Source organism: Streptosporangium album (genome assembly GCF_014203795.1).
Classification (GTDB): domain Bacteria; phylum Actinomycetota; class Actinomycetes; order Streptosporangiales; family Streptosporangiaceae; genus Streptosporangium; species Streptosporangium album.
This window is the reverse complement of the sequence record NZ_JACHJU010000001.1, coordinates 2,376,439-2,398,602: the sequence shown is the minus strand read 5'-3', so window position 1 is coordinate 2,398,602 and position 22,164 is coordinate 2,376,439. Positions and strand designations below refer to the sequence as shown.

Genomic DNA, 22,164 nt, shown 5'->3' with positions numbered 1-22,164 from the left:
TCTCAAGGGGGCACGGCCCAGGTGGGGTACCGGGCGGTCGCCGGACAGCATCGCCGCAACCAAACGGCAATCCGCGTCCGGCATCCTTCAGGGCATGCCCGATCAGAACGCGTCTCCCGGTCCGTCCGCCGGGGTGAACTGCCCGGACTGCGGCGCGGTCCTCATCCAGGAGTACGACCGCTGCCCCCGCTGTGCGTTGCCGCTGCGGGGACCCGTGGCGGTCGACCTGTGGCAGCTCGACGGAGCCCTGGCCAGGCTGCGGGAGCGGGAGACGGCGCTCCTGGCCCGGCGCGAGATGCTGCTCGACCTGCTCCGGGAGGAACGGGCCCGCCGCGTCGTGGCCGACTCCGCCGTACGGCAGGCAGCGGCCGGAACGGATCCGCCGGACGTCCCCGCATCCGGGCAGCCCGGAACTCCCGCACCGCGACGGGACGTCTCCCCCCGGGCCGTGCAGAACGTGCTGCTCATCCTCGGCGGCCTGCTGCTGGCCGTCGCCGCCGTCGTCTTCACGGTCGTCAGCTGGGGGCACCTGGGCATCGGCGGGCGGGCCGCGATCCTCGCCGGGATCACCGGCCTTACCCTCGCCGCACCGAGAATCCTGGTACGGCGAGGGCTGACCGCCACCGCCGAGACCATCGCGATGCTCGGCGTCGCCCTGCTCTTCCTGGACGGCTACGCGGCCCGGCGGGTCGGCCTGGCCGGGGCCGCCGACCTCACCGGACCCGACTACGCCGCCCTGATCTTCGGCCTCGTCGCCCTCGTCATGGCGGGCTATTCGCGGCTGCTCCCGCTGAGACTGCCGCTGCCGGTGGCGATCGTGCTCGCCCAGCTGCCGCTCCCGCTGCTCGCGCTGGGAGAGACCGCCCCCTGGATGACCGCCGCCCTCGCGGTGACGGCGGCCGCCGACGCCCTCCTCCTGGTGCGCAGCCGAGGAACGGACAGGGGCGAGGTGGTTCCGGACGATGCCGGCGCGGATGCACCCCTGGTGATTCCGGGCGACGCGGCCGGTCGTGAGGCGGCGCCGGACGACGCGGGAACGGAGCGCGCCCCCGGCCCCCCGGCTCCGCCGTGGCGCGCGACCGGGGTCCGGACGACGATGGGGCTCTGTTTCGGCGTGGTGTGGGCGCTGGGTGTGGGTTACGGGTCTCTGGACTCCCTGGACCTGGCCGGTTTCTTCCGCGCCGACTCTCTGATCACCGGTGTGGCCGGCGGGCTTCTGCTGATCGTGCTCGCCGCGATCGGCGTCCTCGCGCTCCGGACGGACCCGGACTGGCGCGGGGTTCTGGCGGCCGTCTCAGCGTTCGCGCTGACCGTGGGTCTGGCCGCGGCGGTCTGGCCGCTTCTCCCATCCGGCTGGCGGATCGTCTCGTACACCGTCGCGGCGCTGGTGGTGGCGCTGGTCGTGCTCCGCCTGCCCGGCCTGAACGATCCACGGGCACGCTCGGCCGGCGCCGTCTGCGCGGGAGTCCTGGCCGTGCTCACCGCGCTCCCGTCTCTGCCCATGACGGTCTACACGCTGCTCGCGCCGTTCGCCCGGCTGGACGACGCCTGGTCGGGGGCCTACGGCTTCGCCGGTGACCGGGAGGTCACGCCGTTCCCGCAGGGAGCCGTCGTGCTGGGGCTGCTGGCGGTCGCCTCGGCGGTGGCGGCCCACCAAGGGCGGGCCGCCATGCGGCCCGGCGCCCTGGCCCTCGGCACGGTCACGGTGGCGGTCGCCCCGGTCGCCTTCGGCTGGGGCTACGCGGCGGACCTCACGGTTCTGCTGATCCTGGCCGTCACGCTGGTGGCCGGCCTGACCCTGGCCGGAGAGTACTGGTGGGCGGGCGCCTTCACGGCCCTGGCCGGACCGGTCGCCGCGCTGGCCGTGGCCGTCGCGCTCGCGGAGCGGAGCACCACGTACGCGGCGCTCGCCGTCCTGCTGGTCGCGTGCGGCCTGGCCGCCTTCACCGCCCGGGTGCCGCAGGCGGCCTCGGCCGCGCTGGCGATGGCGGTGCTGTCGGCGACCGGCCTGATCTGGGCGGTCGCCACCGGGACAGGATGGCAGCCGGTGGCCGGAGGGCTGTCGCCGGCCCTGGCCGTCGGCGCCCTGCTCGCCGGGCTCCTCGCCCTGCGTCACCGGCCCACCGCCGGGACGTCCGCCGTCGGGGAGGCCGCCGGAGGCGGAGCCGATGATCCGCGGCGGCTGACCGGGCTCGTGCTGGGGGCCGTGCTCGCCGGGCTCGCGCTGCTCTCCGTGTGCGGCGATCTCGCCCGGATCACCAGGTTCTACCGCCCCCTCACCTCGCCGTGGACGGCCCTGGGGACCCCCGTCGACCACCATCCCCTCCTCATCGTGGTCACGACTCTCGTCGCGGTCACGGCTGTGCTGGTCTCCTGGCAGGCCGCCGGGCGCGGAGGCGCGCTCAGCGCGGGGCTGGTGGCCTGGCCGGTGGTGCTGACGGCCCTGCCCGTCTCGGTCGCGTGGCCGTACGGGCTGGAGGTGGGGCTGTTCGTCGCGGGTCTGGTGCCGCCCGCGTGGACGGCCGCGCGGAGCCGTACCAACGGGATGGTGGGCGGCGCGGTGGCGCTGTGCACGGCTTCGGCCGCGGTCTCCTGGGCGCTCATGAGCAGACCCGCCACCCTCATCGTGCTGCCGCTCGTGGCGGTCACCGCGGGAACGGTCGCGCTGTACGGGCGGGCGCGGGCCGTACGGGTCGCCGGGGCGGGGCTGGCGACGCTGCTCGCCGGGGGCGAGGCCTTCGCCGCAGGGGTGGCGCTTGACCTGCCGGTACGGCATGCGGCGTTCGGCGTGCTCGCCGTCGCCTGCCTGGCCGCGGCCGTGGCGGGCAGGTTCGGGAGCGCGACGCCCGCGATCGGCGTGGAGACGGCCGGGTACGCCCTGGCCGCGGCCGGCCTGCCGCTCGGCGCCGCCGATCTGCCGCTGGCCGGGCTGGCCTGCGCGGTCGTCGGCGTGCTGATGGCCGGTACGGCGCTCCGCGCCGACCGGCGGTGGGCGGGATACGTGGGGACGGGCTTCCTGCTGGCGGCCTCCTGGTTACGGCTGCTCGCCTCCGACATCACGGTCGTCGAGGCCTACACGGTGCCGTTCTCGCTGGTCCTGCTGGTGTTCGGCTGGTGGCGGGCCAGGAACCGGGAGACCTCCTCCTGGGTCTCCTACGGGGGCGGCCTCGCCTCCAGCCTGCTCCCGAGCATGATCGCGATGCTCGGTGACACCGGCTGGGGCCGACCGCTGCTGCTCGGCGCGGCCTCGCTGACCGTGCTGCTGGCCGGGGCGCGTTTCCGGCTCCAGGCCCCCGTGCTCCTCGGCGGGCTCACCCTGGCCGTCGTCGCCCTGCACGAGCTGGCCCCGTGGATCGCGCAGCTCGCCGTGGCCGTGCCGCGATGGGTGCCGATGGCGGCCGGTGGGCTGCTCCTCCTCGTGGTCGGCGCGACCTACGAGGCACGGCTGAGGGAGGTGCGCCGCCTGCGCGCGGCCTTCGGCCGGATGCGCTGACCCTCCCCTCACCTGGTGATCATCGGCTCCGCGTGCCGTATCGCCCGAAAACGGCCGTTCGCCCCTGGGAAGGGCGGCGGGTCGGCCGGTAGAGTCACGCCGTGGACATCGGGATCGTCGGAGCGGGAATCGTGGGTCTGGCGGTGGCCAGAGAGGTGGCGCGGACCCGTGGTGCCACGGTGACCGTCCTCGACAAGGAGGCTCGTGTCGGGGCCCACCAGACCGGTCACAACAGCGGGGTCGTCCACGCGGGAATCTACTACCAGCCGGGATCGCTCAAAGCCCGGCTCTGCCGCGAGGGGGTGGCGATGCTCAGGCAATACTGCGCGGAGCACCGCATCCCCTACGAGGAGGTCGGCAAGCTCGTCGTCGCCTCCACCTCGGCCGAGCGGCCGGGGCTGCGGAGGATCGCCGACCGTGCCCGCGCCAACGGGGTCCCCGGCATCGCCGAGCTGGACGCGCTGGCGCTGCGCGAGATCGAACCGCACACGGTAGGGGTGGCCGCCGTGCACTCCCCGCACACCGCGATCGCCGACTTCCCCGCCGTCGCCCGCCGCCTGGCCCGGGACGTGCAGGAGACGGGCGGCTCGGTGCTGCTCTCCCACCCGGTTCGCGCTCTGCGGGAGACCGCGGGCGGGGTGGAGGTGCTGGCCGGGCAGCGGAAGCTGAGGTTCGACCGGCTGATCGTCTGCGCCGGGCTGGGCACCGACAACGTCGCCCGGATGGCCGGAGCCGCCGGCGACGTGCGGATCGTCCCCTTCCGCGGTGAGTACTACGCGCTGGCCGGCACGGCGAAGGACCTGGTCCGCGGGCTGATCTACCCGGTGCCCGACCCCCGTTACCCGTTCCTCGGCGTCCACCTGACCCGCAGGATCGACGGCGAGGTGCTGGTCGGCCCCAACGCGGTCATGGCCCTGGCTCTGGAGGGCTACTCGTGGGGTGATATCGATCTCACCGACCTGCGCCGGGTCCTGGCCTGGGAGGGCACCCGGCGGCTGGCCGCCACGCACTGGCGGACCGGGGTGCGGGAGGTGCTGGGTTCGATGGCGAAGGGGCATTTCCTGGCCGCCGCTCGCCGCTACGTGCCCGCGCTCACCAGGGCCGACCTCGTCAGGACGGCCGGTGGCGTCCGGGCCCAGGCCGTGGCCAGGGACGGGAGCATGCTCGACGACTTCGCGATCGACGTGCACGGCCGGGTCGTCCTGGTGCGGAACGCCCCCTCACCGGCCGCGACCTCCAGTCTGGCCATTGCCAGGCATATTGTGGGGTTAGCCTCGAGGCTGACCATTTAACTGCTTTTTCATGTGGGCGAGTGAAGATAAAATCCGTGACCGACGCACCTGAAGCCAGCTTGCTGATCGTCGAGGACGAGCCCAACATCCTCGAGCTCCTGGCCGCGAGCCTGCGGTTCGCCGGGTTCGGGGTGAACACGGCGGGCAACGGGACCGACGCCGTCGCCGCGGTTCAGCGCCACCGCCCCGACCTCATCGTCCTCGACGTGATGCTGCCCGACATGGACGGGTTCGACGTCGTGCGGCGCCTGCGCGGCGGCGGCACCGACACGCCCGTGGTCTTCCTCACCGCGCGCGACGCCGTCGAGGACAAGATCCGGGGGCTGACGGTCGGCGGGGACGACTACGTGACCAAGCCGTTCAGCCTGGAGGAGGTCGTCGCCCGGATCCGGGCCGTGCTGCGCCGTACCGGTTCGGGAGACCTGTTCGCGCGTCCGCCCCGGCTGACCTTCGCCGACATCGAGCTCGACGAGGAGAGCCACGAGGTGTGGCGCAGGGGCAGGGCCGTGGCGCTGTCGCCGACGGAGTTCAAGCTCCTGCGCTACTTCATGGCGAACGCCGGACGGGTGCTGTCCAAGGCGCAGATCCTCGACCACGTGTGGGACTACGACTTCCGGGGCGATGTCGGGATCGTGGAGTCCTATGTCTCCGTCCTCCGCCGGAAGATCGACAACGTCGACCCCCGGCTGATCCACACCCTGCGCGGGGTCGGCTACGTCCTGCGCCTCCCCCCCGCCCCGTGACGCTCAACGGGACCCCGCTGCGGGTGAGGCTGATCGCGGTCATCCTGGTCCTGCTGGCCATCGCGCTCACCCTCATCGGCATCGGCAGCGTCTCGATCATGCGCGGCTACCTCATCGACCGTGTGGACAGCCAGATAGACCTGACCGCCGAAAACGTGGTGCGGCGGCTGAACCGCGGAGCGGCCATGCTGGTCGGCAAGCCGCTCCCGGCCGACACCCGGGTGGAGTTCCGCGACGCCAGAGGCGGGACCACCCTTGAGTTCAGCGGCGCCGACGTGGAGGACAAGCCCCTTCCGCAGGTGCCCGCAGGCCAGGGACCCGGGACGTTCGACAGCGGTGAGTGGCGGATCCACATCACCCCCCTGGAGAAGGGGAGAACCCTCGTCACGGCAGTGGACATGTCCGAGGTCCGGCAGATCGTCGGGCAGCTCGCGCTGGTGGAGCTGCTCGGCGGCGGCGGGCTGATGCTGGTGCTCGCCGGGACGGGGGTGGTGATCATACGGCGGAGCCTGCGCCCGCTGGAGGAGATCGAGCGCACCGCCCAGGCCATCGCCGCCGGAGACCTGAGCCGCCGCGTCCCCGACGCCGACCCGCGCACCGAGGTCGGCCGCCTCGGCCAGTCGCTGAACGGCATGCTCGCCCAGATCGAGACCGCCTTCCAGGCCCGGTCGGAGTCGGAGGCCTCGGCCCGTCGCTCCGAGGAGCGCATGCGCAGGTTCGTCGCCGACGCCTCGCACGAACTCCGCACCCCGCTGACCTCGATCCGCGGCTTCGCCGAGTTCTACCAGCAGGCGCCCGACATCGACGCCGCCCCGCTGCTGCGCCGGATGGGGTCCGAGGCGGTCAGGATGGGCCTGCTGGTCGACGACCTGCTCATGCTCGCCAGGATGGACCAGCAGCGGCCGATGGCCATGCGCCCGGTGGACCTGCTCGCCATCGCCGCCGACACCGTTCACGACGCCCGCATCCTCGCCCCCGCCCGCCAGGTGACCCTCTCGGTGGACGGCTCCGCGCTCATCGTCTCCGGCGACGAAGTACGGCTCCGCCAGGTCGTGGGCAACCTGATGACGAACGCGCTCACCCACACGCCGGACGGCACCCCCGTGCGGATGGCGCTCTCCGCCCGGGACGGCACGGCGGTCATCGAGGTGGCCGACGAGGGACAGGGCCTCAGCGCCGAGCAGCGCGAGCGGGTCTTCGAGCGTTTCTACCGCGTCGACTCCGCCCGTGGCCGCCGCGCGCCGGAGGACGGTGGCAGCGGTCTCGGCCTGGCCATCGTCGCGGCCATCGTCGACGCCCACGGCGGCACGGTCGCCGTGGAGTCATGCCCGGGTGAGGGCTCGACGTTCCGGGTCTCCCTCCCCTTGGCCGACGACGACTGACGGAGTCGCCTGAGGTGAACGCCTCCCGGCCGCCGACGGCGACCGCCCCGCACCGTGGGGGCCCGGCCCTGCTTCCTCCGGCCACCGGCACGGACGCCGGTGGCCGGGCCGCCTCCGGGCGCGGGCCGCCTCCGGGCGCGGCCCGGCTCAGAGGCCTCCCGGCCAGCTACCGTCGGGGAACCCTCCGGTGGCCGTGCCGCCGGGGAGCACCACCCGGTCGTTCTCTCCCAGCCCCGAGAGGATCTCGACGTACTGGTCGCTGCGGACCCCGGTCTTCACGACGCGTTCGGCGCCGCCCTGGACGGTGACCGTCGAGGCCCCGCCGGCCCCGGACCGCACGGCCTGGGCCGGGAGGTAGAGCGCCTGCTCCGACTCGGCCACCGTCACGCTGACGGTGGCGGTCTGGCCGACCAGGAGGTCCGCCGGAGCCTTGTCGAACGCGACCGTGACCCCGTATCTCACCAGCTGCCCGGTGGCGGTCGCCGTGGGCGCGACACGGGTCACCGTCCCGGTGTACTTCTTGCCCTCCCCGGTGGCCAGGGTGATCGCCGCCGGCTGCCCCGGCTTCAGCTTGCCCACGTCCGACTCGGTGACCAGTGCCTCCACCTGGAGCTCGTCGAGATCTCCAAGGGTGAGGAACGCGTCGGCGCCCACGCTGTCACCGACGGTTCCGGCCACCGACAGGACGGTGCCGTCCGCCGGAGCGACGATCCGCACACCCGCCAGCTCCTCGCGGGCGTCCGTCAGGTCGGCCTCCGCCCGCTTCACGTCGGCCTCGGCCTGCTCCACGCTGAGCGTCCGCTGCCCGCCGGTGCCGCCGGTCTGCCCGGTGGTGCCGGTCTGGCCGGTGGCGCCGGTCTTGGTCTGCCCAGACTGCCCGGTCTGCCCGGTGGTGCCGGGCTTAGTCTGGCCGGTCTGCCCCGGGCAGGCGGTGGACTGCGGGCCGGGAGTCCGGCCGACGGTCGGTTCCGAGGTCGGGCGGGGTTTCGCGGTCCCGGTCGCGGTGGGTCTGGCCGACGAGGTGGGCACAGGGTGCGCGCTCGGCTGCGTCGACAGGCTGGGCGCCGGGCCGGGCCTGGTGGGCTCCGCGCTCGTGGGCGGGCGGCCCGTGCTCGGCGTGGCGGTCACGGTGACCGTGGCCGTGGCCGTGGTGGTCACGGTGACCGTGGGGGTCGCCGTGACCGTGACGGTCACCGTCGGAGCGGGTTCGGGAGAGTCGCCGGTGGCCGTCGGCACCGGCGCGGGCGTTGACGTCGGTGTGGGCGTCGGTGCCGACGTCCGTACCGATGCCGGGAAGTATCCGGCCGGGACCACCGCCACCGGCTGCTCCGATCCGGCCGGCGTGGGCGTGCGGGCCGGACCGGCCGTCCCCGTCGGCCCGGGCGTGCCGTCCGGTCCGGGCCTCCCCGTCGGCCGGGGCGTGCCGTCCGGGCTGGGCGTGCCGGTGGGGCGTGCCGTGGGCTCGCAGGCCGCCTGCCGGGCGGAGTCGCTCGACGTCCGGTCCTGGGTCTGCGTCTGCGTCTGGCTCCGAGTCTGAGCCTGTGGCTGGGGCTGTGCCGTCGCCGCGGTCTCGGCTCCGTCCAGCGCCTCCCGGGCCGCCGACAGCCGTGCCACGGCCGCGGCGTGGCGCTCGCGCGCGGGTGCGGAGTCGATCCTGGCCAGCACGTCGCCCTTGCCGACCTTGTCCCCGGCCCGGACGTAGACCTTCGTGACCGTGCCCGACCCGCCGAAGGCGAGCTCGCGGGTGCCGTCGTCCACCGTGTTGCCCGCCGCGGACACCTCGGCCGTCACCGTTCCCCGCTTGGCGGAGGCGAGCTCCACCCGGGGCGCCGAGGACGGGCCGTCGTCAAGCGTGTAGAGGACGCCCGCGCCCACCAGGACAAGGGCGGCCAGCGCCAGTCCTCCCGTCCGCAGCGGCTTGGGGAGATCGGTCGGTCTCATGACGGACCATCCTGGCCTGCTCGATTCACTCTCTCCTCACAAATACCTGAACGTTTCCTGCGGATTTTGGCGTATCAGGTTTGAAGTCCGCAGCAAACCTTCAGTCGAAGCCAGTGGTACGACTCAGGAAAATGCGTCAAAGTACAGCGCTGTGAAGCTGTCGACCAAGCGCAGAGCGCTGATCGTTAACGGGACCCTGGGGGTCCTGTTGCTGGGCGGCGCGGGGATCGCCTACTCCTCTCTCGGCGGCGGGGTCTCCTCCGCCGAGACTTCGGCGCGGACGGTGTCGGCGACCCGGAGCACGGTCGTCGCCTCGGTGTCCGCCTCCGGAACGGTGGCGAGCGCCCAGGCGCGCTCCCTCGCCTTCGGATCGAGCGGCACGGTGGAGAAGATCTACGTCAAGGTCGGGGAGAAGGTCGCCAAGGGGCAGGTCCTGGCCCGGCTGGACGACACGTCCGCCCGGGAGAGCCTCGACGCCGCCGCGGCGGCCCTCGACACCGCCGACGACGACACCTCCACCGCCGCCTCCTACGCCCAGTACGTCACCGCCAGGAACACCTATCGGGCGGCCCAGCGCACGGTGGCGGGCACCGTCATCAAGGCGCCGTTCGCCGGCACGGTCACCGCCGTCAACGGCACGGTCGGGGGCTCCTCGGGGGCGTCCGGCTCCTCCACCGCCGCGTCGTCCGGCGGTTCCGGCGACTCCACCGCCAAGGCGAGCGGCTCCGCGACCAAGAGCTCCACCGGCTTCGTCGAGATCGCCGACACCGGAAAGCTCCAGCTCGTCGGCGACTTCACCGAGTCCGACGTCATCAGGCTCAAGATCGGGCAGACGGCCTCGATCCGGTTCGACGCGCTGACCGGCGTCACCGCGACCGGCAAGGTCACCCAGATCCAGCCGACCGCCGCCACCAGCAACAACGTGGTCCAGTATCCGGTGACGATCTCCTTCACCGAGACGCCGGAAGAGGTGCGGCTCGGCCAGACGGCCACGGTCGAGGTGATCATCGACCAGGCCGGGAACGTGCTCGCGGTCCCCTCGGCGGTGGTCTCCACGGCGGGTGGCCGGAGCACCGTGACGGTCCTGCGGAACGGCGCGCAGGTGCCCGTCCAGGTGGAGGTCGGCGTCAAGGGCGACGCACTCACCGAGATCAAGTCGGGGCTCGGCGAGAGCGACCAGATCGTCCGCCCGGTGACCACCGGCACCACCCAGCAGGGCGGCTTCCCCGGCTTCGGCGGTGGCGGCGGCCGCGGTGGCGGGGGCACCGGTGGCGGGGGCGGCGGCGGTCTCGGCGGGGGTGGCCGGTGACCGCGCCCGTCCTGTCCGTCCAGGACCTCTCGAAGGTCTACGGTGAGGGCGACGCCCAGGTCCGTGCCCTGCGGGGCGTGTCCCTCACCGTCGAGCGCGGCGACTACGTGGCCGTCATGGGCGCCTCCGGCTCCGGCAAGTCCACACTCATGAACATCCTCGGCTGCCTGGACGTGCCCTCCTCCGGCCGCTACCTCATCGACGGCACCGACGTCGGATCGCTGGACGAGCGCCAGCTCGCCATCCTGCGCAACCGGAAGATCGGTTTCGTGTTCCAGTCGTTCAACCTGATCCCCCGGATGACCGCGCTCGCCAACGTCGAGCTGCCCATGGCGTACGGCGGGGTCGGCGCGGCCGAGCGGCGCGCCCGCGCCCTGGCGGCCCTGGACCAGGTCGGCCTGGCCGACCGGGTCCGCCACGAGCCGAACGAGCTCTCCGGCGGCCAGCAGCAGCGGGTGGCCGTGGCCAGGGCGCTGGTCACCTCGCCCGCCCTCCTGCTCGCCGACGAGCCGACGGGAAACCTCGACACCAAGTCCACCGGGGACGTGCTGGAGATCTTCGACCGGCTGAGCACCTCGGGCCGGACAATCGTGATCATCACCCATGAGGACGATGTGGCCATGCATGCCAAGCGGGTCATACGCCTGGTGGACGGCCAGATCGTCGAGGACCGCCGCCAGGCGCCCGTCGACGGCCCCCCGCCCCGTATGCGCATGCCGGAGGTCCCCGCGTGAGCTGGTTCGAGATCCTCCGGTTCGCCCTCCGCGGGTTGGCGGCCAACAAGCTGCGCAGCTTCCTGACCACGCTCGGCATCCTCATCGGGGTGGCCGCGGTGATCCTGCTGGTCTCCTTCGGCGAGGGCGCCTCGCAGAGCATCCAGCAGAGCATCCAGCGTCTCGGCTCCAACACCCTCACCATCTCCGCCTCCTTCTCCGGGGGCGGTTTCGGAGGCGGTGGCGGTGGCGGAGGAGGCGGTCAGGGCGGCGGGCCGCGTACGCAGGCCAGGCAGCTCACGTTGGACGATGCCAAGGCGCTGGCCGACCGCGGACAGGCCCCGTCGGTCAGGAGCGTGTCCCCGGTGGTGACCGCGGCCTCGGCCGCCGCCGTGTACGAGGGGGCCAGTCACACGATCGCCCAGCTCGTCGGCACCTATCCGAGCTACTTCGAGGCGACGAACAAGCCTGTCGAGAGCGGCGCCTACTTCATCAACGACGACGTGCTCGCCGCCCGGAAGGTCATGGTGATCGGGCGGACCGTGGCCGAGGAGCTGTTCGGCGCGGCGGACCCCGTCGGCAAACAGATCAGTGTCTCCGGGGTGCCGTTCACGGTGGTCGGGGTGCTCAAAGAGGTGGGTTCCTCGGGGATGCAGGACGCCGACGACGTCGCGATCGTGCCGTTGCCCGCCGTACAGCAGAGTCTGACCGGGTTCGGGTCGCTCAGTTCGATCATCGTGCAGGCGACCGGTGCCGGCACGACGGACACGGCTCAGGCCGAGGTGACGGACATCCTCAACCAGCGGCACGACATCACCCCCACGGCCACCGCCGACTACCGCATCCTCAACCAGGCCACCCTGCAGGAGACCGTCAGCTCGACCGTCGGCATCTTCACGGCCCTGCTCGGCGCGGTCGCGGCCATCTCCCTGCTGGTCGGCGGCATCGGCATCACCAACATCATGCTGGTCACCGTCACCGAGCGGACCAGGGAGATCGGCATCAGGAAGGCCATCGGCGCGCCCAGAAGCGCGATCCTCGGTCAGTTCCTGCTGGAGGCGACGGTATTGAGCCTGGTGGGCGGTCTGTCAGGTGTGGCGATCGCGTTCCTCGGCACCCGGTTCACGATCGCGGGCATCGAGCCCGTGATCGTCCCGTCCTCGATCGTGCTGGCCCTCGGGGTCTGTGCCGGCATCGGACTGTTCTTCGGGGGCTACCCCGCGAATCGGGCGGCCAGGCTCCGCCCCATCCAGGCACTGCGCCACGAGTGACCTGTACGGCTTACGCAAGGAGACAGACATGGGCGGTAACGCGGATGAGGCGGCTCCGGCCGGGGACATGCTGGAGACCTCTCCCTTCCGGGGTGACCTGGACAGCGAGCTGGTGGTCCGGCCGAGGCGCGGGCTCTCCAGGCTCACGCTGGTGCTCGGTGCCGGGGTGATGCTCGTCGCCGGGGTGATCGTGGGCATCCAGGCGCAGAAGGCGATGGGCGGCCCGGCCGGGGCCTCCGGGGCCTCCGGGGCGCGGAGCGCCGCCGTGGGGCAGGGGGCGGGTCCCGGCGGGTACGGAGGAGGCGGCGGGTTCGGCGGGTTCGGGGGCAGGCAGCAGGGCGGCGGCGGCCAGGGCGGGGCCGTCGGCACGGTGCAGCGGGTGGACGGCACGAAGCTCTACGTCACGACCATGGACGGGTCCGTCGTCACCGTGAACACCAGCGGCGAGACGGCGGTGCGGGTCACGAAGAAGGGCAAGGTCACCGATCTCAAGCCCGGCGGCACGGTGGTCGTCCAGGGGGCCAAGGCCGAGGACGGGTCGATCACCGCGACCGCGATCAGTGAGGGGGGCGGCGGCCGCCGATGACGCTCTCCGGGGGACGTGCTCTCCCCGTCGGCGGCGGTCCTTTTCCCGGGAGGCGTCCCATCGGGATCGGTGGCGGTCCGGTCCCGGGAGAGGGTCTCCCCGCATCGGTGGTGGCCCGTTTCCTGGGAAACGTTTTCCCAGGAAACGTTCAGCCTGAGCTGAGCTGCGCTCCAGCGGGGTGAGCGAGCCTCGTTGTCGTGCTGGAGAGAGTCGAGGCCAGGTTGCTGGTCGTGGACGACGAGCCGAACATCCGCGAGTTGCTCTCGGCCAGCCTGCGCAGGTCCGGGTTCGAGGTGGTGACCGCCGCGGACGGCCGGGAGGCCGTGCACTTCGCGCAGCGGGTCCGCCCGGACCTCGTCGTGCTGGACGTGATGCTGCCGGACATGGACGGTTTCGCGGTCGCGGGACGGTTGCGGGAGATAGGCGGGCAGATGCCGGTGGTCTTCCTGACCGCGCGGGACGCGACCGACGACAAGGTGACGGGTCTGCGCGTGGCGGACGACTACGTGACCAAGCCGTTCAGTCTGGAGGAGGTCCTCGCCCGGATCCGGGCGGTGCTCCGCCGTACGAGAGGGGACCTCGATCTCCCCGCCCGCCTCCAGGTCGGCGACCTGGAGCTGGACGAGGAGGCACACCAGGTGTGGCGCTCGGGTAAGCCGGTACGGCTGTCGCCCACCGAGTTCAAGCTGCTGCACTACTTCATGGTCAACACCGGCCGGGTCCTGTCCAAGGCGCAGATCCTGGATCACGTCTGGAACTACGACTTCGGGGGCGACGCCGGAGTCGTCGAGTCCTATGTCTCCTACCTGCGGCGGAAGGTCGACAGGGAGGAGCCGCGGCTCATCCACACCCTCCGGGGCGTGGGCTATGTCCTGCGGTTACCACGCGGTGATTGAATTTTCAGCTGATACTCAGCTTCACCTGACCTGATTTTGAGCTTCGGTTGCTCGAATGGGCAACGCATCACCCCCGATCACCCCGCGGTCGCGTGGTGGGTCAGGGCTCGCCTCCAGCTGCGGGGGAGACGAGTTCGGCACGACCTCCACGCGAGGCGCCGGGGTAAGGCCCCACCGCTCTACCGAGTTCGCCCCCGTGACCCGGTCGAGCGGTGGGGCACAATCACGTCTAGGGGCCTTCCTCGCGGGAAGGATCGCCTCTATGAACGGGAGTGACGGTCTGCTCGGGGCACTGCGAGAGCTGCGGGGCCACCTCGATCTCGGCCTGTTCCCGCTCGCGGCCGGTGACGTCGAGGGTGACCGCCGGGCGCTGCGCGAGCTGACCGGTCAGCTCGACGACTACCTGATCCCGCGTCTGAGCGCGATCGACGCCCCGCTGCTGGCCGTCGTCGGCGGCTCCACCGGGGCCGGCAAGTCGACCCTGGTCAACTCCCTGGTCGGTGCCGACGTCTCCGAGCCCGGCGTCCTGCGGCCCACCACGCTGGCCCCCACCCTGGCCGTCAGCCCGGCCGACCAGGCCTGGTTCACCGCCCAGCACGTCCTGCCCGGCCTTCCCCGCGTCACGGGACAGGGCCGTGGCGAGCCGGGCACGCTCCGGGTGGTCACCGTCCCCGCGCTCCCGCCCGGCCTGGCCCTTCTCGACGCACCGGACATCGACTCGGTCGTCACCGCCAACCGGGAACTGGCCGCCCAGCTCCTGGCCGCCGCCGACCTCTGGCTGTTCACCACCACCGCGGCCCGCTACGCGGACGAGGTGCCGTGGGGGTTCCTGCGCGTCGCCAGGGAGCGGAGCACGGCCATGGCCGTCATCCTGTCGCGGGTTCCGCCGGAGGCACTGGGCGTGGTGAAGCGGGACCTGGCCCGGCTGCTGGAGGTCAACGGGCTGGGCGGGACACGCCTGTTCGAGGTTCCGGAGCTGGTGCTGCCCGAGGAGAACGCCCGGCTGCCGCGTCCGGCGGTCGCGCCCGTCGCCGACTGGCTGACCGGGATCGCGGCCGACTCCCAGGCCCGCGCCGACGTGGTGCGCCAGACCCTGTCCGGCGCCCTGGAGAGCCTCGCCACCCGGGTCCCCGCGCTGGCCGACGCCGTGGACCGCCAGCACGCCGTGGCGGGCGAGCTCCGCTCGATGACGGACGCCGCCTACGCCGGGGGACTGGCCACGTTCGACGAGGGCATGCTGGACGGTTCGCTGCTCCGGGGTGAGGTGCTGGCCCGCTGGCAGGACTTCATCGGGACCGGCGACCTGATGCGCACCCTGGAGAACCGGGTGGGCCGGGTCAGGGACCGCCTGGTGGCGCTGTTCACCGGGCGGCCGGCGCCCGAGAACGAGCTCCGGGTGGCGCTGGAGAGCGGGGTGGGGGCGCTGATCAGGGACTCGGCCGACGGCGCCGCCGAACGCACGCTGGAGTCGTGGTCGTCGCACCCGTCGGGACGCGCCCTGCTTGAGGAGACCGGGGCCGTGGCGACCGTGCGCCTCGGCAGGGCCTCGGCCGGCCTGCCCGCGAAGGCGGAGGCGGCGGTCCGTGGCTGGCAGGGTTACGTGCTCGGCCTGGTCAGTGAGGAGGGCGCCGACAGGCGGACCACCGCCCGGCTCACCTCCTACGGCCTGAACGGGGCGGGGCTGTTGCTCATGCTCGCCGTGTTCGCCTCCACCGGAGGCCTGACCGGCATCGAGGTCGGCATCGCCGGAGGCACCAGCGTGCTGAGCCAGAAACTCCTGGAGGCCTTCTTCGGCGACCAGGCCGTCCGCACCCTCACCGTCAAGGCCCGCACCGACCTGCGGGCCCGCGTCGCGGCACTCCTCGGCACGGAGGCCACCCGATTCACCTCCCTCCTCGACGCCGTCCAGCCCCCCGAGGGCGCCGCCGCCGCTCTCCGCGCGGCCGCGCTCGCCGTACGGGATCACCAGCGCGAGATCCCGGCCGCGGACCGCCGGACCGCGCTGCCGGTGGGGGAACGGCAGGAGAGGCTCCCCGGCGCGCCCGTCACGCTCACCCTCCCCGCGGGAGGCACGGACGCCGCCCCGGATCCCCTGGACCGGCCTCCGGGCGCCGTTCCCCGCCCGGCGGACAGGGAGGGGGACGAGAGGTGAAGATGCTACGGCGCAGGAGCTCGGTCTCCCTGGACGACCGGCTGAACGGACTGGCGGAGGCCGCCGAGCTCGCCGACGGGCGGCTGGAGGCCGGTGTGGTGGCCGAGGCCCGTTCCGTGGTCTCCCGCGCCGGGGTACGGCGGAGCCTGTCGGTCGACCACACGGTGGTCGCGCTGGCCGGGGCCACCGGGAGCGGCAAGTCCTCGCTCTTCAACCTGCTGTCCGGCACCTCCCTCGCCACCGTGGGAGTCACCCGTCCGACGACCTCGGCCGCGCAGGCCGCGCTCTGGGAGGGGGCGGGGTCGGGGCCGCTGCTCGACTGGCTGGAGATCCCCCGCCGCCACGAGGTGACGGCCGCCGATCCCACCCGCGGTTCCGGCCCGGAGGCGGTGGAGAGCGGGCGGGCTGCCGTCGCGTCCGGCCCGGAGGCGGAGGGCGGGCGCGCGGTCCTCGCGTCCGGCCCGGGCGGCTGGGCGGACGGCGACGCGGCCGGTCTGATCCTGCTCGACCTGCCCGACCACGACTCGATCGAGCTGGCGCACCGGCTGGAGGTGGATCGGCTCGTCGAGCTGGTCGATCTGCTGGTGTGGGTGCTCGACCCGCAGAAGTACGCGGACGCGGCCGTGCACGAGCGGTATCTCCGCCCGCTGGCCCGGCACCGGGGCGTCATGGTCGTCGTCCTCAACCAGATCGACCGGCTGACCCCGGCCGGCGCCGAGCGGTGCCTGAAGGATCTGCGGAGGCTGCTCGACGAGGACGGGCTGGCCGGGGTGCCGCTGGCGGGCGTCTCCACGCGCACCGGGACGGGACTCCCGGAGCTGCGCTCCCTGCTCGCCTCCCGGGTCGCGGACCGGCGGTCCTGGGCCACCCGGCTGGCCGCCGACGTCGGCACGGCCGCGGACGCGCTCGTCACGGCGTCCAGTGGAGTCGACACCCCTGCCGGCGGCCCTGGACGGTCCGGAACGGGCGAGCCGGATGCGGCTTCCGGCGCGGTCGCGACGGTGGCGCCGGAGATGTCCACGGACGGCCTCGCCAAGCTCCTGACCGTCGCGCTGTCGGAGGCCGCGGGGGTGCCGACCGTCGTCGAGGCCGTGGCCAGAGCCCACCGGCACCGCTCGGTCGCCGCCACCGGCTGGCCGCTGACCCGCTGGATCCGCCGGTTGAGGCCCGACCCGCTCCGCCGTCTCCGGCTGGGCACCACCGAGGTCCACGGCCCCACCGGTCCCGTGGGGCGGACCTCGATCCCGGTCACGACCGCGGTGCAGCGCTCCCGGATGGACACCGCGATCCGCGAGGCCGCCGGGGCCGCCTCGGCGGGGCTGCCCGCACCGTGGGCGGCGGCCGTACGGCGGGCGGCCCGTTCGCACGGGGACGAGCTGGAGGACGGTCTCGACCGGGCCGTGGCCACCACCTCGCTCGGCGTGGCCCGGCGCCCCGTCTGGTGGCGGGTGGCCGGGCTGGCGCAGTGGGTGGTGTTCGCGGTCATGCTGGCGGGTGTGCTGTGGCTGCTCGGCCTGGTGGGGCTGGACTATCTCCGCCTCCCGAGGCCGTACCTGCCGACCGCGGGAGAGCTGCCCTGGCCCACCCTGCTGCTGGCCGGCGGGATCCTGCTCGGGCTGGTGATCGCGCTGCTCTCCCGGGGGGCGGCCTGGCTGGGTGGCCGCCGGCGGGCACGCAGGGCGGCCAGAATGCTGCGCGCGAGCGTGGACGAGGTCGCCCGCGAGCTCGTGCTGGCACCCGTGAAGGAGGAGCTGTCGCGTTATCGCCGTTTCACCGAGGCGGTTACGGTGGCCCGGGACGCCACCCCCTGAGTTCCCGGCCCGGAGGGCGGCCGACACGGGATGCGAATATGTCCGTAACGGTGACCGGTTACGGTCCGTCCGTAAACGCCGCCGGCGGAACAATTGAAGCATGAATACCGTATGTCACGGTTAGCGATTATTAATATAAGGTGAATGATTTTGTAACAATGGGCCGATAGGATTTCGTTCATCGCTGGGAGCGGTGTTCGAGGGGTGGCCTTGTCATATAAACCGGATGACGAGATGGACATAAGCTCATCCAGCTTGTTGAGCGGCGCGAAGAACCTGGACATCGAGCACGAGGACCTGAAGGACGCATTCAACAGGGCCATGACGCGCCTCGACCATCTGGGAAACTTCTGGGGGCATGACGAGGCGGGCCGGAAGTTCGGGGGAGCCGAGGGCGGAAAGGGCTACCTGGGCGCGCGAGAAGAGGCGAGAAAGCATGTCCGGAACATTGTCGACAGCTACTCCGCGACGGCTTCCAACCTCCACCTGAACGACTTCACCGTCAGGGCGGCCGACACCGCCGCCGCCGAGAGCGCGGCCATGCTCGCCAGGTTGGACACCGAGGTCAAAAGCCCGGAGATCGTCGTCCCCTCGACCAGGGCCGAGCTCGGGTGAGCGGGCTGACGGGTTTCATAAGAGCCAACCCGTTCGCGAGCGGGATGGGGGCCGGCGCGGTCGGTGGCGCCGGGTTCGTCGTCGCGATGCTGGCGATCGAATGGCCGGAGGCCGACGAGGACACCCTCCGCGAGGTCGCGGGGATCTGGGAAGATCTGGCCGGCACCATCGAGCGCAGCGGGAAAGACGCGAACGACATCGTCGCGCAGGTCTGGAAGAACAACTCCGGCGCGGGCATGGGCGAGTTCAGGGACGTGTGGGAGAGGAAGATCCAGGGATATCCCGCCGACGTCGCGACCTACTGCCGGGCCGTCGCCAAGGCGTGCCGCGACTACGCCCAGGTCGTGGAGGTCACCAAATACGTGCTCGTCGTGCTCGCGATCCAGATGTGGGTGAACATCCTCTTCACCATCGCGTGGGGCTGGGGCACCGCGGGGGTCGGCGCGGTCGTCCAGCGGATGATGATCGAGAAGTTGTTCAAGGGGCGGGCGGTCCTGCAGATGAAGATCTTCAAGATCGGTGTCGAGAAAATCATCTTCAACGCCTTCTACTACCTGGGTGACAGCGTGCTCTACGCAGGGGGACAACAGGTCCTCCAGTGGGGCGTCTTCGAGATCGCGGGCGTCAAGAAGGACCTCAACGGCACCGAGGTCACCAGCCTCAAGGAGAACAGGGAGCAGTTCCTGCGGGGGTTCGGCGCCAACGTGGCTTTCAACGGCGTCTACGACCTGACCAAGGTGGGCCCGTGGGCCAGGTTCTTCCCCGAGAGCCGGATGGGCAACGCGCTGTCCCGATTGGCCGGCTCGGGCACCTACACCGTGGTGGACAACACGCTGCAGGGAGACCCCGACCTCCCGACCTGGGAGCAGTGGATCGCCAAGCTCATCATCCACGGATCACGCGCGGCCAAGCCGGCCGCCCCCTGAACCTGGGCGGACACCGCGGTCGCGGCGCCCACCCCGGTCCCCGGCACGGCCGCGCCCACCGGATCCGCGCCAGGTCGACGATCACGTATGTGCCCTTGGGCGGGCAGGCCGCCAGCCGCCCGTCCCCGGCGTCGCGCATCGTCACTCCGACTTCGGGAGCGCAGCCCTCTATTGACATCATCAATCCTTAGCGAGAGCATTGCTCTCGAAAGAGAGCGATGAACGCCTGCTTACTCGCCGATGGAGCCCCTCATGACCACTTCCGTCTCTCCCCGCGCCCGGCTGGGTGCCGCCTCCCTCATAGGGGCGGGGATCCTGTTTCTCGTCTATCCCGTGCTGCGGCCGTATTCCGACGAGACGACGATGGAGGGTGCCCGGGCGATGGCCTCTTCCGCCTGGATGGCCTCGCACCTGTCGGCCGTGGCCGGATTCATCCTGCTCACGCTGGGACTGCTGGGCCTGCACCAGATGCTGGGCCAGCGTCTCAGCCTCCGGGCCGTCGTGGCGACATGGATCGGCGTCGGGCTCACGCTGCCCTATTACGGTGCCGAGGTCTTCGGCCTGAACGTCATCGCCCGCCGCGCCGTGCAGACACAGGACGCCTCACTGCTGGAACTGGCCAACGAGTTCCGCTACGGCCCCGCCGCGATGACCATGTTCGGGGTCGGCCTCGTGCTGCTCGGCGTCGGCACGGTGATGGCCGCCGTCGCGGTCCGGCGTTCGGGCCTGCTGCCGCGATGGAGCGCCCTCCCGCTCGCCGCCGGGTTCATCCTGTTCCTCCCGCAGTTCTTCGGCACGCCGGCGCTCCGCATGGCCCACGGCGCCTTGATCGCGGTCGGCGGCGTCTGGCTCGGCGTGGCCCTGTGGCGGGCGCGGCGGCTCCCCTGAGCTGGGGACCGTCGTGGGACCGCCCTCGTCCGGATCTCCCGACGGTACGGACGGGCAGAGGTTGAGAAGCCGCTGACCTGCGCAAGAGCCGCCTCGGCCGCTGACCCTCTATCCTCCGGGTACGGCAGGCGGGCTCGCTGAGGTGTGGCGGATGAACGAGAGTGGCTTGGGCCGGCGAGAGCGCAGGAAGCGCGTGACCCGGACGGCGTTGAGCGAGGCGGCGTCGCGGCTGTGCGCTGAGCGGGGCGTGACGAACGTCACCGCCGAACAGATCGCCGAGGAGGCCGGAGTCGCGCTGCGGACCTTCTTCAACTACTTCTCCTGCAAGGAGGAGGCCGTGGTGGCGGGCGACTCGGTCGTCGCCGAGGCCATCGTCGCCGCCTTCAGGGAGCGTCCCGGGCGGGAGCCGGTGCTGGTGGCGTTGCGGGCCGCGGTGCTGGAGGCGGTGGACGAGGAGGATCTGCGGTTCCGCGCCGAGCACCTGCGGGTCCTGCGCGGAGAACCGGCGCTGCTGCCGTACCGGCTCAAGGCGTTCGCCGCGCACGAGCGGGCGCTGGCCGCCGCGGTGGCGGATCGCGCCGGGGTGCCGGACGGCGACCTGTATCCCGGACTGGTGGCGACGTGCGTGCTGAGCGCGCTGCGGGTGGCGATCCAGCGCTGGCTGAGCGAGTCGGGCCCGCTCAGCGCGCTCATCGACGCGGTGGTCACCCAGCTCGACGCCGGGCTGGGAGCACCGCTCGACCGTCCTCGCGGTTGACGGCGTCAGGCGTCCTCGGGGGCGTCCCAGGCGACCGGTAGGGAGTGCACGCCGTACACGAACATGTTGTCGCGCAGCGGTACCTCCTCCGGGCGGCAGGTCAGCCGCAGGTGCGGGAAGCGGCGGACCAGGGCGGGCAGGGCGACGGTCATCTCCGCGCGGGCCAGCTGCTGCCCCAGGCACTGGTGGATGCCGTGCCCGAAGGCCAGGTGCGGGTTGCGCATCCGGGTGAGATCGAGGGCGGCCGGGTCGTCCCAGTGGGCGGAATCCCGGTTGATCTCCGGTGTCGAGATCATCACCGTGCCGCCTGCCGGGATCAGCTCGTCACCGACCCGGACGTCCTCGGTGGCGATACGGGTCGGACCCAGATGGACGATCGAGAGGTAGCGCAGCAGTTCCTCGACGGCACTGGCGGTCAGTTCGGGGTCTCGGCGCAGCAGTTCGAGCTGGTCGGGATGCTCCAGCAGGGCGAAGACGCCCAGGCCGATCATGTTGGCCGTGGTCTCGTGCCCGGCGACGAGCAACAGGTTCGCGACGCCGACCAGCTCGTCGTCGGTGAGCTCTCCCGCGTGGTCGCCGTGGATCAGCCCGGAGATCAGGCCGTCATCGGGCTGGGCGCGCTTGGCTGCCACCAGCTCGTGCATGAACCCTCGCATCTCCTCGCGGACCCGCAGCGTCTCCTCCAGCGGTGTGTCCATCCGGAGGAGGGCCGCCGTGCGGCGCTGGAAGTCGGCGCGGGCCTCGTACGGGACACCGAGCAGCTCGCAGATCACCAGGGAGGGCACGGGCAGGGCGAACGCGCTGACCAGATCCGCCGAAGTGCCCGCGTCCGCCATCGCGTCCAGGTGGGCATCGACGATCTCGGTGATGTGCGGGATGAGCGCGCGCATCCGGCGCAGGGTGAACTGGCCGATGACCATCTTGCGCAGGCGGGTGTGCTCCGGCGCGTCCATGGTGATGAACTGCCCGGCCCTGGCGCGGGCGTCGAACAGCTTCTCGCGCATCTCCTCGGGCACCGAGATCAGGGCGTTGGGCCGGCTGAACCGGTCGGCGCTGAACCGGGGATCGGACAGCACGGCACGGGCCTCGCTCATGCCGGTGACCAGCCATATCACTTCATCGTTGCCCAGCTTCACCTGGTTGACCGGCGCTCTGCCGTGCATCCTGGCCAGCGCCTGCGGCGGGTCGAACGGGCACTGCCGGGCGGTCAGCTCGGGAGGCAGTGGCACCCGCATCGTGGCCTGATCAGGCGACGGGGGTTGCTCGACGTGGGAGACCTCGGCTGTAGAACGAGTCATCAGCGCTCCTGTGGTGAATCACAGTGAATGGTGCGTCCTCGTTCGACCATACCCAGACTTGCACGCCATGCAACTTTGAATCTTCCTGCCC

17 protein-coding genes are annotated in these 22,164 nt (G+C 72.2%); 15 read left to right on the top strand and 2 right to left on the bottom strand.

The features are described from left to right. Nucleotides 1-94: 94 nt before the first annotated feature. The 4 genes from FHR32_RS11335 to FHR32_RS11320 all read left to right on the top strand — a co-directional run bounded on the left by FHR32_RS11335 (nt 95) and on the right by FHR32_RS11320 (nt 6,910). Nucleotides 95-3,493: an SCO7613 C-terminal domain-containing membrane protein gene (locus tag FHR32_RS11335; protein ID WP_184754276.1), complete on the top strand. Its 3,399-nt coding sequence runs from the start codon at nt 95-97 to the stop codon at nt 3,491-3,493. 101 nt (nt 3,494-3,594) lie between these two features. Further along, complete coding sequence (gene lhgD / locus FHR32_RS11330; protein WP_184754275.1) at nt 3,595-4,785, top strand: L-2-hydroxyglutarate dehydrogenase; 1,191 nt, start codon at nt 3,595-3,597, stop codon at nt 4,783-4,785. Between the two features lie 35 nt (nt 4,786-4,820). Beyond that, the gene (locus FHR32_RS11325; protein ID WP_184754274.1) at nt 4,821-5,528 is read left to right on the top strand and encodes a response regulator transcription factor; all 708 of its coding nucleotides are present in this window, start codon (nt 4,821-4,823) and stop codon (nt 5,526-5,528) included. Beyond that, nucleotides 5,525-6,910 (top strand): sensor histidine kinase, encoded by a 1,386-nt coding sequence (locus FHR32_RS11320; RefSeq protein ID WP_184754273.1) that lies wholly within the window; start codon nt 5,525-5,527, stop codon nt 6,908-6,910. The genes FHR32_RS11325 and FHR32_RS11320 overlap by 4 nt, the downstream gene beginning before the upstream one ends. Before the next feature lie 147 nt (nt 6,911-7,057). On the opposite strand, the gene FHR32_RS45890 is transcribed toward FHR32_RS11320, so the two are convergent. Then, on the bottom strand, nt 7,058-8,851 hold the full coding sequence (locus tag FHR32_RS45890; protein ID WP_184754272.1) for an efflux RND transporter periplasmic adaptor subunit: 1,794 nt from the start codon (nt 8,849-8,851) through the stop codon (nt 7,058-7,060). A 151-nt stretch (nt 8,852-9,002) separates the two neighbouring features. Between FHR32_RS45890 and FHR32_RS11310 the strand changes: the two genes are divergently transcribed. The 11 genes from FHR32_RS11310 (at nt 9,003) to FHR32_RS11260 (ending at nt 20,775) form a co-directional block, all read left to right on the top strand. Beyond that, a complete protein-coding gene (locus tag FHR32_RS11310; RefSeq protein ID WP_184754271.1) occupies nt 9,003-10,160 on the top strand; it encodes an efflux RND transporter periplasmic adaptor subunit in 1,158 nt (385 codons plus the stop codon). After that, nucleotides 10,157-10,894 (top strand): ABC transporter ATP-binding protein, encoded by a 738-nt coding sequence (locus tag FHR32_RS11305; protein ID WP_184754270.1) that lies wholly within the window; start codon nt 10,157-10,159, stop codon nt 10,892-10,894. The genes FHR32_RS11310 and FHR32_RS11305 overlap by 4 nt, the downstream gene beginning before the upstream one ends. After that, the gene (locus tag FHR32_RS11300; RefSeq protein WP_184754269.1) at nt 10,891-12,144 is read left to right on the top strand and encodes an ABC transporter permease; all 1,254 of its coding nucleotides are present in this window, start codon (nt 10,891-10,893) and stop codon (nt 12,142-12,144) included. The genes FHR32_RS11305 and FHR32_RS11300 overlap by 4 nt, the downstream gene beginning before the upstream one ends. A gap of 28 nt (nt 12,145-12,172) precedes the next feature. Next, nucleotides 12,173-12,730 carry a hypothetical protein gene (locus FHR32_RS11295; RefSeq protein WP_221465361.1) on the top strand — a complete coding sequence of 186 codons (558 nt, stop codon included), beginning with the start codon at nt 12,173-12,175 and terminating at the stop codon, nt 12,728-12,730. 197 nt (nt 12,731-12,927) lie between these two features. Next, nucleotides 12,928-13,626, top strand: coding sequence for a response regulator transcription factor (locus FHR32_RS11290; protein ID WP_184754268.1), 699 nt, complete (start codon nt 12,928-12,930; stop codon nt 13,624-13,626). Between the two features lie 262 nt (nt 13,627-13,888). Further along, nucleotides 13,889-15,778 (top strand): GTPase family protein, encoded by a 1,890-nt coding sequence (locus FHR32_RS11285; RefSeq protein ID WP_184754267.1) that lies wholly within the window; start codon nt 13,889-13,891, stop codon nt 15,776-15,778. A gap of 2 nt (nt 15,779-15,780) precedes the next feature. Beyond that, nucleotides 15,781-17,589: a GTPase family protein gene (locus FHR32_RS11280; RefSeq protein ID WP_184756478.1), complete on the top strand. Its 1,809-nt coding sequence runs from the start codon at nt 15,781-15,783 to the stop codon at nt 17,587-17,589. 258 nt (nt 17,590-17,847) lie between these two features. Continuing rightward, complete coding sequence (locus FHR32_RS11275) at nt 17,848-18,204, top strand: hypothetical protein (protein WP_184754266.1); 357 nt, start codon at nt 17,848-17,850, stop codon at nt 18,202-18,204. After that, nucleotides 18,201-19,130 carry a WXG100-like domain-containing protein gene (locus FHR32_RS11270; protein WP_184754265.1) on the top strand — a complete coding sequence of 310 codons (930 nt, stop codon included), beginning with the start codon at nt 18,201-18,203 and terminating at the stop codon, nt 19,128-19,130. The genes FHR32_RS11275 and FHR32_RS11270 overlap by 4 nt, the downstream gene beginning before the upstream one ends. Nucleotides 19,131-19,382: 252 nt before the next feature. Continuing rightward, complete coding sequence (locus FHR32_RS11265) at nt 19,383-20,018, top strand: hypothetical protein (protein ID WP_184754264.1); 636 nt, start codon at nt 19,383-19,385, stop codon at nt 20,016-20,018. A gap of 151 nt (nt 20,019-20,169) precedes the next feature. Beyond that, on the top strand, nt 20,170-20,775 hold the full coding sequence (locus FHR32_RS11260) for a TetR/AcrR family transcriptional regulator (protein ID WP_184754263.1): 606 nt from the start codon (nt 20,170-20,172) through the stop codon (nt 20,773-20,775). Between the two features lie 5 nt (nt 20,776-20,780). Here the strand turns inward: FHR32_RS11260 and FHR32_RS11255 are convergent, their stop codons facing one another. Then, nucleotides 20,781-22,073, bottom strand: a complete 1,293-nt coding sequence (locus FHR32_RS11255; RefSeq protein WP_184754262.1) for a cytochrome P450 — start codon at nt 22,071-22,073, stop codon at nt 20,781-20,783. Between the last annotated feature and the right edge of the window lie 91 nt (nt 22,074-22,164).